15 protein-coding genes and 1 pseudogene are annotated in these 15,337 nt (G+C 69.8%); 5 read left to right on the forward strand and 11 right to left on the reverse strand.

Going from position 1 to position 15,337, the window contains the following annotated elements:
- Positions 1 to 136 precede the first annotated feature (136 nt).
- Together HZF19_RS13580 and HZF19_RS13585 are read right to left on the reverse strand one after the other, a co-directional pair.
- The gene (locus HZF19_RS13580) at positions 137 to 343 is read right to left on the reverse strand and encodes a hypothetical protein (protein ID WP_208029334.1); all 207 of its coding nucleotides are present in this window, start codon (positions 341 to 343) and stop codon (positions 137 to 139) included.
- Positions 344 to 713: 370 nt separating this feature from the next.
- Positions 714 to 1,430, reverse strand: coding sequence for a hypothetical protein (locus HZF19_RS13585; RefSeq protein ID WP_208029335.1), 717 nt, complete (start codon positions 1,428 to 1,430; stop codon positions 714 to 716).
- A 161-nt stretch (positions 1,431 to 1,591) separates the two neighbouring features.
- On the opposite strand from HZF19_RS13585, the gene HZF19_RS13590 reads away from it, so the two are divergent.
- Together HZF19_RS13590 and HZF19_RS13595 are read left to right on the forward strand one after the other, a co-directional pair.
- Positions 1,592 to 2,125 carry a VOC family protein gene (locus tag HZF19_RS13590; protein ID WP_208029336.1) on the forward strand — a complete coding sequence of 178 codons (534 nt, stop codon included), beginning with the start codon at positions 1,592 to 1,594 and terminating at the stop codon, positions 2,123 to 2,125.
- Positions 2,126 to 2,160: 35 nt separating this feature from the next.
- Positions 2,161 to 3,372 carry an alpha/beta fold hydrolase gene (locus HZF19_RS13595; RefSeq protein WP_208029337.1) on the forward strand — a complete coding sequence of 404 codons (1,212 nt, stop codon included), beginning with the start codon at positions 2,161 to 2,163 and terminating at the stop codon, positions 3,370 to 3,372.
- Between the two features lie 97 nt (positions 3,373 to 3,469).
- On the opposite strand, the gene dnaB is transcribed toward HZF19_RS13595, so the two are convergent.
- The 6 genes and pseudogenes from dnaB to panB all read right to left on the reverse strand — a co-directional run bounded on the left by dnaB (position 3,470) and on the right by panB (position 8,651).
- The gene (gene dnaB, locus HZF19_RS13600) at positions 3,470 to 5,506 is read right to left on the reverse strand and encodes a replicative DNA helicase (protein WP_208029338.1); all 2,037 of its coding nucleotides are present in this window, start codon (positions 5,504 to 5,506) and stop codon (positions 3,470 to 3,472) included.
- Positions 5,507 to 5,852: 346 nt separating this feature from the next.
- Positions 5,853 to 6,299, reverse strand: a complete 447-nt coding sequence (rplI, locus tag HZF19_RS13605) for a 50S ribosomal protein L9 (RefSeq protein WP_208029339.1) — start codon at positions 6,297 to 6,299, stop codon at positions 5,853 to 5,855.
- A 191-nt stretch (positions 6,300 to 6,490) separates the two neighbouring features.
- Positions 6,491 to 6,742: pseudogene (gene rpsR, locus HZF19_RS17495) on the reverse strand (30S ribosomal protein S18); the annotation flags it as partial.
- Entirely contained in the window at positions 6,742 to 7,185 is a 444-nt protein-coding gene (gene ssb, locus HZF19_RS13615; RefSeq protein WP_208029341.1) for a single-stranded DNA-binding protein, read from the reverse strand. The pseudogene rpsR and the gene ssb, both read right to left, overlap by 1 nt.
- Positions 7,186 to 7,204: 19 nt before the next feature.
- Entirely contained in the window at positions 7,205 to 7,546 is a 342-nt protein-coding gene (rpsF, locus tag HZF19_RS13620) for a 30S ribosomal protein S6 (protein ID WP_307781227.1), read from the reverse strand.
- Positions 7,547 to 7,784: 238 nt separating this feature from the next.
- Positions 7,785 to 8,651, reverse strand: a complete 867-nt coding sequence (gene panB / locus HZF19_RS13625) for a 3-methyl-2-oxobutanoate hydroxymethyltransferase (RefSeq protein ID WP_208029342.1) — start codon at positions 8,649 to 8,651, stop codon at positions 7,785 to 7,787.
- 136 nt (positions 8,652 to 8,787) lie between these two features.
- Here panB and HZF19_RS13630 point away from each other — a divergent pair, with 136 nt between their 5' ends.
- Positions 8,788 to 8,994, forward strand: coding sequence for a hypothetical protein (locus tag HZF19_RS13630; protein WP_208029343.1), 207 nt, complete (start codon positions 8,788 to 8,790; stop codon positions 8,992 to 8,994).
- Positions 8,995 to 9,087: 93 nt separating this feature from the next.
- On the opposite strand, the gene HZF19_RS13635 is transcribed toward HZF19_RS13630, so the two are convergent.
- Both HZF19_RS13635 and HZF19_RS13640 read right to left on the reverse strand, forming a co-directional pair.
- Positions 9,088 to 11,109 carry a transglycosylase domain-containing protein gene (locus HZF19_RS13635; protein ID WP_208029344.1) on the reverse strand — a complete coding sequence of 674 codons (2,022 nt, stop codon included), beginning with the start codon at positions 11,107 to 11,109 and terminating at the stop codon, positions 9,088 to 9,090.
- Between the two features lie 219 nt (positions 11,110 to 11,328).
- Positions 11,329 to 11,733: a DUF5318 family protein gene (locus HZF19_RS13640; protein WP_208029345.1), complete on the reverse strand. Its 405-nt coding sequence runs from the start codon at positions 11,731 to 11,733 to the stop codon at positions 11,329 to 11,331.
- A gap of 200 nt (positions 11,734 to 11,933) precedes the next feature.
- Here HZF19_RS13640 and HZF19_RS13645 point away from each other — a divergent pair, with 200 nt between their 5' ends.
- Together HZF19_RS13645 and HZF19_RS13650 are read left to right on the forward strand one after the other, a co-directional pair.
- Complete coding sequence (locus HZF19_RS13645; RefSeq protein ID WP_208029346.1) at positions 11,934 to 12,824, forward strand: hypothetical protein; 891 nt, start codon at positions 11,934 to 11,936, stop codon at positions 12,822 to 12,824.
- 76 nt (positions 12,825 to 12,900) lie between these two features.
- Complete coding sequence (locus HZF19_RS13650; protein ID WP_208029347.1) at positions 12,901 to 13,686, forward strand: class I SAM-dependent methyltransferase; 786 nt, start codon at positions 12,901 to 12,903, stop codon at positions 13,684 to 13,686.
- 210 nt (positions 13,687 to 13,896) lie between these two features.
- On the opposite strand, the gene HZF19_RS13655 is transcribed toward HZF19_RS13650, so the two are convergent.
- Complete coding sequence (locus tag HZF19_RS13655) at positions 13,897 to 15,318, reverse strand: CCA tRNA nucleotidyltransferase (RefSeq protein WP_208029348.1); 1,422 nt, start codon at positions 15,316 to 15,318, stop codon at positions 13,897 to 13,899.
- Positions 15,319 to 15,337: the final 19 nt, after the last annotated feature.

Genomic DNA, 15,337 nt, shown 5'->3' on the forward strand with positions numbered 1-15,337 from the left:
TGCACAATGCCGCCGCGTCGAGCAACTCACGATCCGGGCGAGACGTCCCTTGCATCGGCCCATTCTTTTCGATCCACGCCCCCAACGCGAATCGACCCGCCCACCCGATTGCTCAGCAGTCTCCTAGGAGGCGCCGTCACCTGAGGAGGCTGGCCAACCCCCACAGGGCCGCGATGGTGCCGATGGCGATCATCACCACGCTTCGCCCGAGTGGTGGGCGGGCAAGCTCTCCTTCCGGTGTCTCCGCCCGGGGGCGCACCAGCGCGAGGAGGGTGCCGAGCGCGAGCGCGGCGCCCATGGCCAACACCAGCCAGGCCAGCAGGTCTTCGCCGAGGAACAGCACCGCCACAGGATCGTCCAGCGGGCCGACCCACGCCAGAACCGGTCCCCCATCGTGACCCCAGCGCTCACCCGGCCCTCATCCTGTCGACCGACCCCGCTGGAGCTCTACCCGAAAAAACCACTCAAGGTGGTCCCGCGACCTGCCGATGGACGAGTGTCGGTGGACATCGCCCCCACCGGCGCACATCGGGGACGGGCGGGGGTCGCAACTCCCTCCAAACGCATCGCCACCAGCAACTCTCACGGGTTCTGGCGCCTTCGTGGCCTCCGCCCCCCTCGGATCTCCACGACCCCAGGACCCTCCATGCCTGGGGTCGTGGCGCGTGGGACCCCGAGCCACCACGTCCATCCTCGGTCAGCCGCTCGGATCATCAGCCGCCGCCAGGGACTCCCCCGACCACGTTGCCCGCTTCGTCGCGGGCGTCGTACGCCTGATCGGCCTCGACCCGCAGGTCGGCCTCGCTCACATCGCCACGCACCGTGGCCGCCTCGAAGCGATCGACCGCCCCGGTCTCGCGGGTCAACTCGAGCAGCGTCATCGCCCCGGTGGTCGGGTCGAAGCACATGCGACTGCGCGCGCCGTAGGTGGGGTCCGGGTACGGGCGGTCCTGGTCGAGCACGAAACAGCCCTCGCCGTCGCGGCGCACCCGGTAGAGGGGGTAGGCAGGATCGAAGTAGGACTTCAACACCTCGACGTCCCGGTCGACCTGCTCCTGCCAAGGACGAACCTCCCCGGTGGGCGCGCACCGCAACCGGCCATCGGTCGCCGAGGTGCAGTTGAGGCTTCGCCCCTGCAGCGTGCCGGTCACGCTGCCGAGTTGGCGCCGCAGGGAGTCCGGGGGGCGCTGCACCACGAGCGCCGCCGACCCGAGTTGGCGCCCGTCGGGCATCGTCCGGGTGAAGGTGGCCTCGACGACGTAGGTCCCTTCCCGGCTGCGCCGGTAGGCCGTGAGTAGTTCCTCGATCGGCTGAGCCTGGTCCGGGGCCCGCTCGAGCGACCCGGACGCGACCAGAGCGGCGGCGGCCAGCATCCCCGCCACCGTGCCTGCGAGGGCAGCCACGACCGCGTGCCGGCGGGGCAGGATCACGTCCGGCGACGGTAGCCGTGCCGCCCCTCCGACACGGCGCGCCCACCGACGCGACCACGGCCATGGTGGTACACCGGGCGCGGGCGTGGGATCCTGGCGCGGCGTCGTGCGGGGCCGCGCGACGGCCACGTCCCCATCCGGGGGCGGGAAGGGGGAGGACCATGGGGTTCCATCACGTAGCGCTCGCCGTTCGCGATCTGGAGGTGACCCACCGCTTCTACACCGAGGCCATGGGCTTCGAGCTGGTGAAGATCGTCGTCGGCCCGACGGAGAGCGAAGGGGGGTGGGCCAAGCACGCCTTCTACGACACCGGTGGCGACGGCCTGATCGCCTTCTGGGAGCTCCACGACGAGAGCATCCCGCCATTCGACCCTGCGATCTCGACCGGCCTCGGTCTCCCGGCATGGGTGAACCACCTCGCATTCGCAGCCGAGCTGGACGACCTGCCCGCCAAGCGTGACCGCTGGCTCGAACAGGGCTACGACGTGATGGAGCTCGACCACGGCTTCTGCGTCTCGGCCTACACCGTCGACCCGAACGGGATCCTCGTCGAGTGGTGCGCGGATGCCCGCCCGCTCGACGAGCGCGACCGGGTCTCGGCGCACCGCCTGCTCACCGATCCACACCCGCCACTCGAGGACATGCCCACCCCGGTGTTCCACCAGGCCCGCCGGGTCGCCACCTCGCCAGCGTGACCGGAGGCAACCTGCGAGACCCGCGTCCTCGAACCATGAACCTCGGGGTGACGGCGGCGGGAGGCTCGGCGGGAAGGCCGGCGCTCGGCTACTGGCCCGATCCCGCCGACGACCCCGGACGACCGCTCGGGCGCGAACCCGTGGCTCTGATCACCTCCGACGGTGCGGTGGTACGGGGCATCCTCTGGACGCCGCCCGGCGACACCCCGTGGCGGACCGCGGTGGTGCTCGCTCACCCCCGCGGCGACTTCAGTGTGCACTACGCCTGCCCGCTGCTCGCCGCCGCAGGCTACGGGGTGCTCGGGTTGGCGACCCGCTACGTCAACAACGACACCGACTGCCTGCACGAGAAGTGCGTCGTCGACGTCGAGTGCGCGGTGGCCGAGATGCGTCGTCGCGGGGCCGTGCAGGTGGTGCTGCTCGGCAACAGCGGCGGAGGATCGTTGATGGCGCTGGCCCACGCCCAGGGCGCGCAGCGGGGCGAACCCCTCGGCGACGCGTTCGTGGCGTTGGCTGCTCATCCGGGCGAGGGGGTGTTCATGCTGCAGGTGATCGACCCGTCGGTCACCGACGAGAACGATCCCTTCTCGGTCGATCCGTCGCTCGACATGTACGACCCGGACAACGGCTGGCGCCCATGGCCCGAGCCGTCGAGCTACGACCCCGGCTGGCTGGCCACCTACCGGGCCGCGCAGCGGGAGCGTGTGGCCCGGATCGATGCCATGGCACAGGCGGCGCTCGAGGAGCGCCAGGCGGCACGGGCCTCGTTGGCGCAGTTCGAGCGCGGTTCGCGGGGCTGGATCGATGCCCGCCGGCGAGCCGTCCACGCTCGATACCTCACCATCTACCGCACCCTCGCCGATCCGGCGTACCTCGATCCGTCGATCGATCCGGACGATCGCCCACTCGGCACGGTGTTCGCCCACCCCGATCCGCATGACGCCAACTACGGCTACGGCGGGCTGGCCCGGACGATGACCGCACGGGGTTGGCTGTCGACGTGGTCGGGGCTGTCGTCGCGCGCTGCGTTGGCCCACACGATGCCCTCCGTGCAGGTGCCCACCCTCATCGTGCACCCCACAGGTGACACCGAGATCCGCTTGCACCAGGCAGAGGCGATCCGCGATGCCTCTGGCGCCGACGACCTCACGTACGAGCTGATCGTGGGAGCGCCGCACTACCTCCACGGCTACCGCCGGGAGACGCTCGACCTGGTGATCGACTGGCTGCGATCACGAGGGCTCTGACGGACCAGACCTCGGCGGGATCCGGTGTCACGGCAGACGCCGAGGGTCAGCGGCGCCGAGGTGCGGGCTGCGGCGAGCGGCCGGGACAACCGGTTGGTCAGGCGCCGCGAGCCATGTTGGCGAACTTGGTGTAGTGATCGAGGAACGCCAGGCGCACGACCCCGGTCGGGCCGTTGCGGTGCTTGCTGACCAGGATCTCCGCCGTGCCACGATCGGGCGAGTCGGGGTGGTACACCTCGTCCCGATAGATGAACAGCACGACATCCGCGTCCTGCTCGATCGAGTTGTGCACCACCACGCCCTCGGCCACGAAGTTGTGGGTGCCCGGCACCGTGGCGTCGTAGACTGGCTCCTCGCCCAGCTCGGTGATGCCGACGATGCAGTCCCACCACACGTCTCCGTGGGCGAGGTCGGCGAGCACCGGGTCCGGCACCAGTTCGGCCAGACGGGTCACCTGCTCCCGAGTGAGCGGTTCGCCGTACACCTGGTCGAGGAAGGCATCCCGGCCACCGAAGCCCGACTCCAGGTCGCGCACGTCCACCCCGAGGTTCGGGAGGACCTTGCGCACGTAGGTCCACACCTCTCTCGGTACCACCGGAGTGGAGTGGCCGCCGCCGGCCCCTACCGACGGCGGCCACCTCCCCTCTCCGGGCACGGCCACGAAGTCGCCCACGTCGAGCTTCTCGAGGGGGAACCAGCCCTCGAGCGCGAGGAACGGGTGGTTCGCGCTCGCCTTGATGCACCGCCCCGAGGCCAAGCGCATCTCGTAGACGGTCTTCACACCGCTCGGGAACACGTGCGAGAGCCGACCCACCCTGAGCCGGTAGTGCTCATCGAGGGTCCAGATGGGCACGTCCCGCTCGTCGCGCTCGAGCAGCTCGCCCATCGTGACCTGCTCACCGGTGTCGGCTCTCGTCAGACGGGTGTCGGCGGTGAGACAACCCGACTCACGTAGGTCCGCGAGGATCGGTCGCTTGTCCGCGCGCAGCTCCAAGGAGCGCGACAGCTGTGACAGCGCCAGCACCGGGCACTCGAGCTCGCGTGCGAGGATCTTGAGGCCCCGGCTGATCTCGCTCACCTCCACCTGGCGGTTCTCGGCCGTGGAACGCCCGGTCATCAGCTGCAGGTAGTCGACCACCACAAGACCCAAATCGCCGATGCGAGCCTTGAGACGCCGGGCCTTCGAACGCAGCTCCATGATGGTGAGGTTCGGGTTGTCGTCGATCCAGATCGGCGCCTCGGCGAGCCGGCCGGTCGCGTGGGCGATCTTCTGCCAGTCACCTTCGGTGAGCACCCCGTTGCGCACCCGTTTGGAGTCCACCCGGGCCTCCGCGCAGAGCATGCGCTGGGTCAGCTCGAGCTGGCTCATCTCCAGCGAGAAGATGAGCACGGGACGACCGGCTTCCACGGCCACGTTGGTGGCGATGCACAGCCCGAGCGCGGTCTTGCCCGCCGAGGGGCGCGCGCCGAGCACGTACAGGGCGCTGTCCTGGAGGCCGGAGAGGAGCTCGTCGAGGTCGATGAAGCCGGTGGGTGCACCGGTGATCGCGTCGCCCCGCTCGTAGAGCGTCTCGAGCCGGTCGAGGTTGGCGTCGAGTAGATCGTGGATCGGCGCCATGGTGTCGGTCACCCTGCGCTGAGCCACGTCGAACACCAGCGACTCCGCCCGGTCGACCACCTTGGTGACGTCGTCGGGCACCTCGTAGCCCATCTCGGCGATCTCGCCGGCCACGCCGATGAGCTTGCGGAGCAGCGCGTGCTCTTCGACGATCCGCGCGTAGCGCTGAGCGTTCGAGGTGGCGGGGGTGGACGCCTGCAGGTCGGCGAGCACCGCCTGGCCGCCGATCGCTTCGAGCAGCCCCGCTCGGCGCAGCTCTTCGGCCACGGTGACGGGATCGGCCGGCTCCCCCGCCGCCGAGAGGTTCGTGATGGCCTCGAAGATGTGGCCGTGGGCGGGCTTGTAGAAGTCGCTGGCGTCGAGGATCTCCGTCGCCGCGGCGATCGCGTCCTTCGACAGGAGCATCGCTCCGAGCAGCGACTCCTCGGCTTGGAGGTTGTGCGGTGGCACCCGGCCGGACCGGTCGGGGCGGCCGGCGGCACGAGGCGGGGCGAGATCGTCGATGGGAGCGCTCATGGAAGCCTCACACTGACGCACGCACCCTGGGGATCGTAAGACGGACAACCCAGGGTTTTCCGGTGGACCGCTCTGGGGACGCGCTGTGGACACCCGACCGAGCGCTGTGGGTGACGTGAGCACCCGGAACCCTTCCCTTGCGGGTGCATGGCAGAAGGGTACGGACGGACCTCAGGCGGGTGGTGGATCCTGGGTGCTCGGCCTGCGCTCAGGTGCATGCCGCCATCATGCGGGGGGCCACTGACAACGACTCGATCAGGCCTCACCCGCCCGCGACGCCTCGAGATGGGCACGCGGTGACGCGGCGCCACGGAGGCGCTGTGTCACCGCAGATCCACGGGCAGGATCAGCCGGCGATGACGTCCACCGTGATGGCGAACTCCACGTCCGAGTGGAGCTTGGCCTGCACCGAGTGGGTACCGAGGGTCTTGATGGGCTCATCGAGGTGCAGGAGCTTGCGATCGAGCCGGATGCCCGTTTGCGACGCCACCGCCTCCACGACATCGGCCGTGGTGACCGAGCCGAAGAGCCGTCCCTCGGTCCCGGCCTTGGCGGCCACGGTGATCACCGCGGGGACGAGCACCTTGGCGACCTCTTCGGCCGCCCCCCGGTCGGCGGCATCCTTCAGGTCGCGCGATCGGCGCATCGACGCGGCTTGCGCCTCGACCCCCGGCGTCGCCTTGATGGCGAGGCCTTTCGGCACCAGGAAGTTGCGGGCATAGCCGTCGGCGACGTCGACCAGATCACCCTTCTTGCCGACGCCTCGCACATCCGTGCGCAGCAGCAGCTTCATCAGGCCTCTACCTCCCCGCGAGCGTCGTCGCCCGGCGCGCCCACCTCGACGTAGAGGGTGTCGACGCCGCCCACCATCTCGGCCGTCTCGGCGTCGCCCAGCGCCTCGACATCACGGTCCTCCCGCGGCACACGGTCCTCGCGAGGCGCCCGATCACCTCGGTCACGGCCACCCCGCTGGGTCGTGACCCGGCTGGTGTACGGCAGCAGCGCCATCTCCCGGGCATTCTTGATGGCCCGGGCGATCTCCTTCTGTTGCTGGGAGTCGTTGCCCGTGACGCGCCGGGCGCGGATCTTCGCCCGATCGGACATGAATCGGCGGAGGAGGTTGACGTCCTTGTAGTCGACGTACTCCACCCGCTCGATGGTGAGGATGCTGGTCTTCTTCTTGCTGCGGCGGGCGTTGTCCTTGTTCTTGCCACGCCTGGTAGCGGTCTTGGCCATCAGAACGGCTCCTCGTCCGGGTAGTCGGGCACGGGCTCCGGCGATCCACCGCGACTGCCACCGTCGAAGCCCTCACGGCGCTCGTTGCGCTGGACGGTCGCGGTCGCCCAGCGCAGGCTCGGGGCCACCTCGTCGGCGATGATCTCCACCTTCGAGCGCTTCTCGCCGTTGTCCGTCTGCCACGAGCGCTGGTTGAGTCGACCCGTGACCACCACCCGGGTGCCCTTCTGGAGCGACTCGGCGACGTTGTCGGCCATCTCGCGGAAGCAGCTCACGTCGAAGAACGACGGCTCGCCCTCCTCCCACTGACCGGTCTGGGGGTTGCGACGGCCGCTGTTGATGGCGACGCCGAACGACGCCACGGCCATGCCGCTGTTGGTGAAGCGCAGCTCTGGGTCTCGGGTGACGTTCCCGACGATGGTGACGGTGTTTCCAACTGCCATGGGGATGCTCCTCCTCCCCTCAACCGGCCTCGGCCGGGGTCGCCTCGCCGAGCAGGCCACGCCGGGCGGCTTCGCGATCGGGGAGGCGGATCACCTTGTGGCGGACGACCTCGTCCGCGAGGCGGAGGGAGCGCTCGATGTCGTGGAGGTCACGTGCCTCGGTCACGATCTCGAGCACCACGTAGATGCCCTCCCACTTGTGGTTGATCTCGTAGGCGAAGCGCCGCTTCCCCCACAGATCAGTGGTGGCGACCCTGCCACCACCCGCCTCCACCTGCCGGCCGATGGCGGCGAGGCTCGCGTTGACGGCGGCGTCGTCGGTGTCGCCGTCGTAGATGACCATCAGTTCGTACGCTCGCACGGCGAGCCATCACCTCCCTGTGGACCACGGCGGGTTGCCGGGGCCCCGGCCCGGAGCCGGGGCAGGGTCGTCTCGGAACGCGCCAGGGTAGTGGACGCGCGACGCCACTGCCCACCGGCACCAGCGCCTCCAGCGCTCCGCTGCCTTCCCTGCCCGCGGACGATCATGCGACGAGTATGCAGGCGGGCTGGGACAACATCGGTCGGGGGCCGGCGGTCGAGCCCCGCAGACGGCCCGCTCAGGCGCTGATGCCCGGTGCGCTGCCGTACAACCCCAGGGTCTCGGCCACCTCGCCGCTCAGGTGGTAGCTCTCCTCCGAGCTCGGGAAGCGACCCGTGCGCACGTCCTCCGCGAACGATCGCACGGCGGCCACCGAGTCGGCCTTCACCGAGGCGTAGCGCCGGACGAACTTGGGGACGATGCGATCCTCGATCCCGAGCAGGTCGTGGAACACCAGCACCTGCCCATCACAGTGCGGGCCGGCGCCGATGCCGATGGTCGGGACATCGACCGAGTCGGTGACGAGGCGCGCCACCTCGTCGGGGACGCCCTCCAGCACGATCGAGAAGCAGCCCGCGTGCTCCAGCGCCTTCGCGTCCTCCATCAGCGCCAGGGCCGCGTCGTGCTGGCGGCCCTGCACCTTGAACCCCCCCATGGCGTGCACCGACTGCGGCGTGAGGCCGATGTGGCCCATCACCGGCATCTCCGCGGCGACGATGGCCTCGATCATCGGCACCCGCTTGCGCCCGCCCTCGAGCTTGACCGCCTGCGCACCGGCCCGCACCAGCGCGGCGGCGTTGCGCACGGTCTCCTCGACGGACACGTGGTAGCTCATCCAGGGCAGGTCCCCCACGATGAGCGCGCCCGGCCGGGCACGAGCCACGGCAGCCGTATGGCGGGCCATGTCATCGACGGTGACCTGCAGGGTGTCGTCGTAGCCGAGCACCACCATCGCCACGGAGTCCCCGACGAGGATGACATCGACGCCGGCCTCGTCGGCGATGCGCGCTCCCGGGGCGTCGTACGCGGTCACCATCACGAGCGGATCGGCACCGGAGCGGACCTTTCGCCCGCGGACAGCGGGCGCGGTCATCTTCTTGCTCATCGCGAGCCTCCTTCATCCCGTCCAGCGCCCCGTGGCTGCCGGCGGTGATCGACACTGTACCCGGGCGCCGGGATCGACAGCACGTCCGGATCGCGCGAGGCGGTAGCGTGCCGCGTGTGAGCGGGAGACGTCACCTGTGACGGTCGTCGGCACCTGCGAAAGCTGTGGCCGCGACGAAGAGGAACTGGTGCTGGTGCGCCGCCTCTACGTCACCCCGGAGGCGTGGGACACACCGGGAAGGGTGGACGTGGCCGGCGAGGAATGGTGGTGCTTCGTGTGCCGCACGCACTATCCGCACCACAGCGACGGCGAGGACACCGGCTGGCCGCAGCCCGGCGGCTGACGGACGGCGTCTCCCTCCCGCGGCATTCCCCCTCTCAAACCGTTCACCCGCGTGTGGTCCCGCAGCACCCGCCGATGAACGGATCGCCGGGACTCAACCGCCGGGGGTCGAAGTGCTCGTGGTGCCCGGTGCCGTCGTGGTCGTCGTCGGCGCGGTGGTGGTCGTGGTGGCGGGCGCCGTGGTGGTGCTCGTGGCGGGCGTGCTCGTGGACGTCGGCGGAACGGTCGTGTCCGACGGCTTGGGCGCGGTGCCTGGAACGAACGTGTCCGAGGTGGCCGGCGCGAGCCGGGGGCGCTCGAAGGGGCAGGAGGGAAGGCCGTCGGTGGCCTTGGTCATGTACTTGCGCCAGATCGTCGCCGGGAACGAGCCGCCGGTGACCGCTTGGCCGTGGACGCTGCGCATGTAGCGAACGGGCTCGCCGGGCGCTCCCGGGTACCCCATCCACACCGCGGTGGTCAGCGAGCACGTGTACCCCACGAACCAGGCATCGCGGTAGTTCTCCGTCGTTCCGGTCTTGCCGGCGGCCGGCTTGCCGATCCGTGCTCCGGTGCCGGTGCCGCTCTCGATCACCTGCGACAGCGTCCAGTTCACCTGTGCGGCCACGTCCTCGGAGAGCACTCGTTCACGGCGCGACGGTGCTTCGTACAGCAACGCCCCCTTGGCGTCGGTCACCCGGGTGACCACGAACGGCCCGAGGTGCTCGCCGCCGTTGGCGAACGTCGAATAGGCGGTCGCCATGTCGAGCACCGACACGTTGCTGGTGCCGAGCACGATGGAGGGCACCTCGTCGAGGTGGCTGGTGACACCCATCCGCCTGGCCATCGCGGCCACGTTCTCCGGGCCGATGTCGAGGCCCAGCTGGGCGTACGCGGTGTTCGAGGACTTGCGGGTGGCGTCGACCAGGTTGAGCTGACCGAGCCCGGCATCGGCGTAGTTCGCCACCGTCCAGTCCGCGCCCCCGTCCGCACCCTTGAAGACCCTCTTGGCCGGGGCGTCGTACACCTTGCTCAGAGGCACCCCTTGCTCCAGCGCCTCAGCCAGAGCGATCGGCTTGAACGAGGAACCAGGCTGGCGACCCGACCCACCCCCCTCCGCGCCGACCGCCAAGTTCACCCTCGACGACGCGAAGTCCAACCCGCCCACCATGGCTCGCACCCGACCCTGGGGGTCGATCGACACCAGCGCGGCTGCGGGGTCGCCCGGGCGATCGAGCGTGGAGGTGATGGCCGAGATGGCCTCCTCCTGGAGGTCGAAGTCGAGGGTGGTGTACACACGCAGACCACCCCCGTAGACCTCGGCGTCGGTGAACCCCGCGTGCTTCACCAGCCATTGGCGGACGTAGTCGACGAAATACTCGGTGCCCAGCTCCGGGCGGGCGACGCGCCCGAAGTTGCCGGTGTTCGTGCGGGTCAGCACGTCGTCCCACCCGGCGGCGACGGCGGCGTCGTAGTCCTCCTGGGTGATGGAACCCGTCTCGAGCATGGCGGCGAGCACGCTGCGGCGCCGGTTCGTCGCCTCCTCGCGTTGCGGCGCGGCCCGGGGATCGATGTCGGGGAGCTTGGCGTCAGCGAGCTCCGGCGCCCGGATCAGGCCAGCGAGGTAGGCGGCCTGGGACAGGTTCAGCTCCTCCACATCGATCCCGAAGTACGTCTTGGATGCTGCCTGCACGCCATAGGCCCCTCGCCCGAAGTAGATGACGTTGAGGTAGCGGGTGAGGATCTCCTCCTTGGAGAGCTCCCGCTCCACCTTCACCGCCAGGGCGGCCTCCTTGATCTTGCGGTCCAGGGTCCGCTCCTGGCTGAGGTACACGTTCTTGACGTACTGCTGGGTGATGGTCGACCCACCCTGGCGGATCCCTTCGCTGCGCACGTTCGCCCACAGCGCTCGCGCGATGCCGAGCGGGTCGACACCCTTGTGTTCGAAGAAGGCGCGGTCCTCAGCCGCCACCACGGCGTCGATCAGCACCTGCGGGAGCTGGGCGTAGGTGACGCTCACCCGGTCCACTCCCCCCGACAGCTGGGCGATCGAGTTGTCGGCGTTGCACCCGGTGGTCACGTCGGCTGCGCAGATGAAGGTGGTCTGCAGCAACGGCGGCTCGGACGACGGCAGGGGCACCTGAGCGAACAGGTAGCCGGCACCGGCGACGCCCAGGATGAGAAGCAGACCGACGAGGAACAGCCCGCGTCGCCACCGCCAGAGGAGGCCACGACGACCACCAGCGTCCCCGTGGCCACGCCCGTCCGGCGGCTTCGGGCGCTGGCCGCGAACGCTCCCGGCACGTGGACGGTGCTGCTTCGATGACCTCGTCGTCATGGGGTCGGGGCCGCAGGCGGTTCAAGCGGAGCGGGCCGGGTTCAGCACGAAGGTACGCGCCAAGTGGTTCCAGGAGCACTCGGGGCACACCTCCACCACGTAGCAGGCGAAATCGCCACGGCGCTCAGCGAGCGACCGCAGCTCCGCTCGCGAGGTGACGCAACGTCCGTGCGCCGGCAGCCGCGGTCCGAACACGTACGTGACCAGCACCACATCGGCGCCTGCACAAACAGGGCACCGCTCACCGGAGGGTTCGCTGCACTCGCGGGCCGCCCGCACCAACTCGGGATGGGCATCACAGATCTCGTGCCGGGCCAGGCGACCGCGATGGAACTCCGCGAGCACTGCCTGGCGCGCCAGCCGGTAGTCGACCTCACCGGGGGTACCGGACGGGCCGCCACGGAGGGCACCGGGGCCAAAGCTCACGGGGCTCCAGGGTAGCGACCGATCCAGCCTGCGGGCGGAGTGGGGTGCCCCGATCCTCGAGCGGTTCCCAGCGGTGCGGCTGTCCGGTGCGTCGGCAACGGTAGGTGATGGTGGCGGCCTAGCGGCTGGCGTGCCACACTTAGGGCCCGAATCGGCATTCGAATGCTCCGTATCGGCTCCGAACGAGGTGGCGGGGGGCGATGACCCACGACAAGTTGGACGACGGCCGACACCGCGAGGGGCGGCGCTCGTTCCTGAAGAAGGTAGGGCTGGGCGCCGCGGTTGCGTGGACCGCACCCACGATCGCCTCCAGCCGGGCGCTAGCTCAGAGCACCTGCGGCATCTCCGGCCCCAACGACATCACCAACCTCCTCGCCTGGTGGGACGGCGCTGATCCGACGACCATCAACCCGCCCACCAACCCACTCACCGACGTCGCCCTGCAAACCTGGGCCGACAAGTCGGGGAACGGCTACGACCTGGTCCAGAACACCGCCGCGAACCAACCAACCTGGCGGTTCAACACGGGCATCAACGGGCTCGGATCGGTGGAGTTCGACGGAACCGATGACTGGCTGGAGACCGCCCTCACAGTGCTCAACGGTCTCACGGACGTCACCGTCTTCTACGTGGCCGCCAACGACGTGTCGCCCGACGGGCCGGTCCTGTGGGGCTACGACTCCAGCGCAGGCAACAGCACCAACGCCTGGCAGGTGGCCGGGGCGGATGTGACAGGGTCGCTCACGGGCGAGTCGTTCACCCTGGCCTCGAACGGCAACGCTGCCGGCACGACCAACGCCGACTACACGCTCGGGACCGACATCGTCACGATCACCCAGACCACGACCCTCAGCACCCTGCGCGTCAACCTCACGGCCCGTACCCTGAGCCTGGGCAACCCGGCGCTGGACCTCACCCCGAGCGCAGCGGTCGGCGGCAACGCAGACACCTTGCGGGTCGGCGGTGACGACCTCGCGGCACAGACCGTGTTCGACGGCATGATCGGCGAGATCATCATCTACGACCGGGTCCTCAATGCCACGGAGATCGATCAGGTCGAGTGCTACCTGAACCTCAAGTGGTACCTGTAATCCGCCCATCGGCGCGGGCCCGGACTCCGAAAGGTCATCCCCGTCTTCCCGAGCGTGTGCGGGCAGACTGGCGCTGATGCCCGACCAGCCCGACGACCTGACGAGCACCCATCCGAGCGGACACCTCCGCCCTGCCCCCGATCCCACTGAGGATCTGCAGCCCGACGCCGGCGGGTCCCGATCGCCGCTCTCGGCCGTCTTCCCCGCCACCGTGTCCCTGCCGGACGACGTGGTGTCCTACGGACCCGACATCGCCACCGAGGCCGTCTTCAGGCTCCTCGGCCACCTGGAGGGCAAGCGGGTCCTCGAGCTCGGCTGCGGCGCCGGCCAAGCAGCCGTCGCGCTCGCCTACCAGGGGGCGCACGTGATCGCTGTCGACCCTTCGCACCGGCGACTGGAACAGGCCCGCAACGCTTGCGAACGCGCTGAGGTCCGGGTGGAGCTCCACCAGAGCGATCTGGCCGAGCTCGCCTTCGTGCGGGCCGACACCATCGACGTGGCCTTGAGCGTCTACGCGCTGGCTTCGGTCACCGACCTGGACCGGGTCTTCCGCCAGGTCCACCGGGTGCTGCGCACCGGGTGCCCGCTGGTGTTCTCGCTGCCCCACCCGGCCCTACGGGTGGCCGAGGGCAACTCCTACTTCGACCGCTCCCCGTTGGCGTGGGACACGGGTGACGCGACAGGCCAGGAGCAGCCGCGCACCATCAGCGAAGTCTTCACGAGCCTCACCCGGGCGAACTTCCGGGTCGATGCCTTACTCGAGCCCGAGCCCCTCGACGGGCCACGCTCGGCGCTGTGGAAGCCTGCCATGGAGCGGGCGCCCGCCACCCTGCTGGTGCGGGGCCGCAAGGAAGGCATCTGAGCGGAACGACCGGTGGGGGCCCAAGGGCCCCCACCGCGCGCATCGCCAACAGCACGGCCGGGACCGAAAAGAACGCGGCCCGGCGCCTTCGGTTCGAGTCACCGGGGCCGGGTTCGCTCTAGCTCCCCGCAGGCGCAGCGACCAGTTCAACCTGCGGATCATCACTTCCCCGCCGGTCACCGCGAACGGTGACGGGACGTGCAGACGATATCACCCTTCGTGCTGATCGCCAAGCGGCGGCGGCGTATGCGCAGCCTCTGGCTGCGTTGCCCACCACTCGTCCAGCCGGCGGAAGGCCTCCTCCCGCCCGAGCGGCCCCTGCTCCAGCCGCAGCTCCAGAAGGTGCTCCAGCGCCCGACCCACGAGGGGTCCCGGTTCGATGCTCAGATGAGCCATCACCTCCCGACCATCAAGGTCCGGCCGGATCGAGGCGAGCTCCTCCTTCGCGGACAGTTCCTCGATACGCCGCTCGAGCTCGTCCATGCGAGCGGCGAGGGCCCGGGCCTTGCGCTCGTTGCGGGTCGTGCAGTCACAGCGCGTGAGCTCGATCAGCTCGTCGAGCAATGGCCCGGCATCGCGAACGAAGCGGCGCACCGCACTGTCCGTCCAGCCCATCTTGTACGTGTGGAACCGGAGGTGCAGGTACACGAGCCGGCTCACGGCCTCGACGTCCTCGTTGGAGTACCGCAGCTCACGCATGCGGTGTCGGGTCATCCGGGCGCCCACCACCTCGTGATGATGGAAGGACACGCCGTTCTCGCCGTAGGCCCGCGTCCGGGGCTTGCCGACGTCGTGGAACAGGGCTGCGAGGCGAACCAGCCGGCGAGGAGAGGTCTTGGCCACCACCGCGATGGTGTGGGTCAACACGTCCTTGTGGCGGTGGATCGGATCTTGCTCCAAGCGCATGGCGGGAACCTCGGGCAGGAACTCCTCCATCAGCCCCGTGTCCACGAGGAACCACAGACCAGGTGACGGGTCCGCAACGACCAGCAGCTTGTCGAGCTCGTCCCGAATCCGCTCCGCGGAGACGATCGCCAACCGGTGGTGCATCCGCTCTACCGCCGCCGTCAACTCGGGAACCGGGCGCAGCCCGTACCCGGCGATGAAACGCGCCGCCCGCAACATCCGCAGTGGGTCGTCGGCGAAGGACTCCTCCGGTGACAGAGGCGTCCGCAGTCGCGACGCCGCCAAGTCGGCCGCCCCGTCGAAGGGATCGATCAGCTCCGGCTCAGGCAGCGCGAGCGCCATCGCGTTCACCGTGAAGTCACGGCGCGACAGGTCGCTCTCGACCGCATCCGCGAACCGCACGTCGGGCTTACGGGAATCCGGCACGTAAGCCTCGGCGCGATGGGTGGTGATCTCGAAGGTCCATTCCCCACGCTTGACGCCGATCGTCCCGAAGCGCTCCCCCTGGGTCCACACCGCGTCGGCCAGATCACGCACGAGCTGCTTGGTCTGTTCGGGGCGGGCGTCGGTGGTGAGGTCGATGTCACGATCGGCGCCCAGCTCGCGACCGACGAGCAGGTCACGCACGATCCCACCTACGAGGTAGAGCCGGAACCCGGCCGCGGTGAAACGATCAGCGAAAGGTCGCGCCTGGTCGAGCACGGGTCGCAGCCGGTCCGGGATCACGGCGGGCAACGCTACCGGC

The sequence above is a fragment of the Rhabdothermincola sediminis genome (genome assembly GCF_014805525.1).
Taxonomy (GTDB): Bacteria; Actinomycetota; Acidimicrobiia; order Acidimicrobiales; family Acidimicrobilacustridaceae; genus Rhabdothermincola; species Rhabdothermincola sediminis.

What these genes read in the sequence shown, in the direction of transcription:
- dnaB (WP_208029338.1), bottom strand. Translation starts at nt 5,506, where the DNA reads ATGAGCGCTCCCATCGACGATCTCGCCCCGCCTCGTGCCGCCGGCCGC.
- HZF19_RS13590 (WP_208029336.1), top strand. Translation starts at nt 1,592, where the DNA reads ATGGGGTTCCATCACGTAGCGCTCGCCGTTCGCGATCTGGAGGTGACC.
- ssb (WP_208029341.1), bottom strand. Translation starts at nt 7,185, where the DNA reads ATGGCAGTTGGAAACACCGTCACCATCGTCGGGAACGTCACCCGAGAC.
- HZF19_RS13650 (WP_208029347.1), top strand. Translation starts at nt 12,901, where the DNA reads ATGCCCGACCAGCCCGACGACCTGACGAGCACCCATCCGAGCGGACAC.
- HZF19_RS13645 (WP_208029346.1), top strand. Translation starts at nt 11,934, where the DNA reads ATGACCCACGACAAGTTGGACGACGGCCGACACCGCGAGGGGCGGCGC.
- rplI (WP_208029339.1), bottom strand. Translation starts at nt 6,299, where the DNA reads ATGAAGCTGCTGCTGCGCACGGATGTGCGAGGCGTCGGCAAGAAGGGT.
- panB (WP_208029342.1), bottom strand. Translation starts at nt 8,651, where the DNA reads ATGAGCAAGAAGATGACCGCGCCCGCTGTCCGCGGGCGAAAGGTCCGC.
- HZF19_RS13595 (WP_208029337.1), top strand. Translation starts at nt 2,161, where the DNA reads ATGAACCTCGGGGTGACGGCGGCGGGAGGCTCGGCGGGAAGGCCGGCG.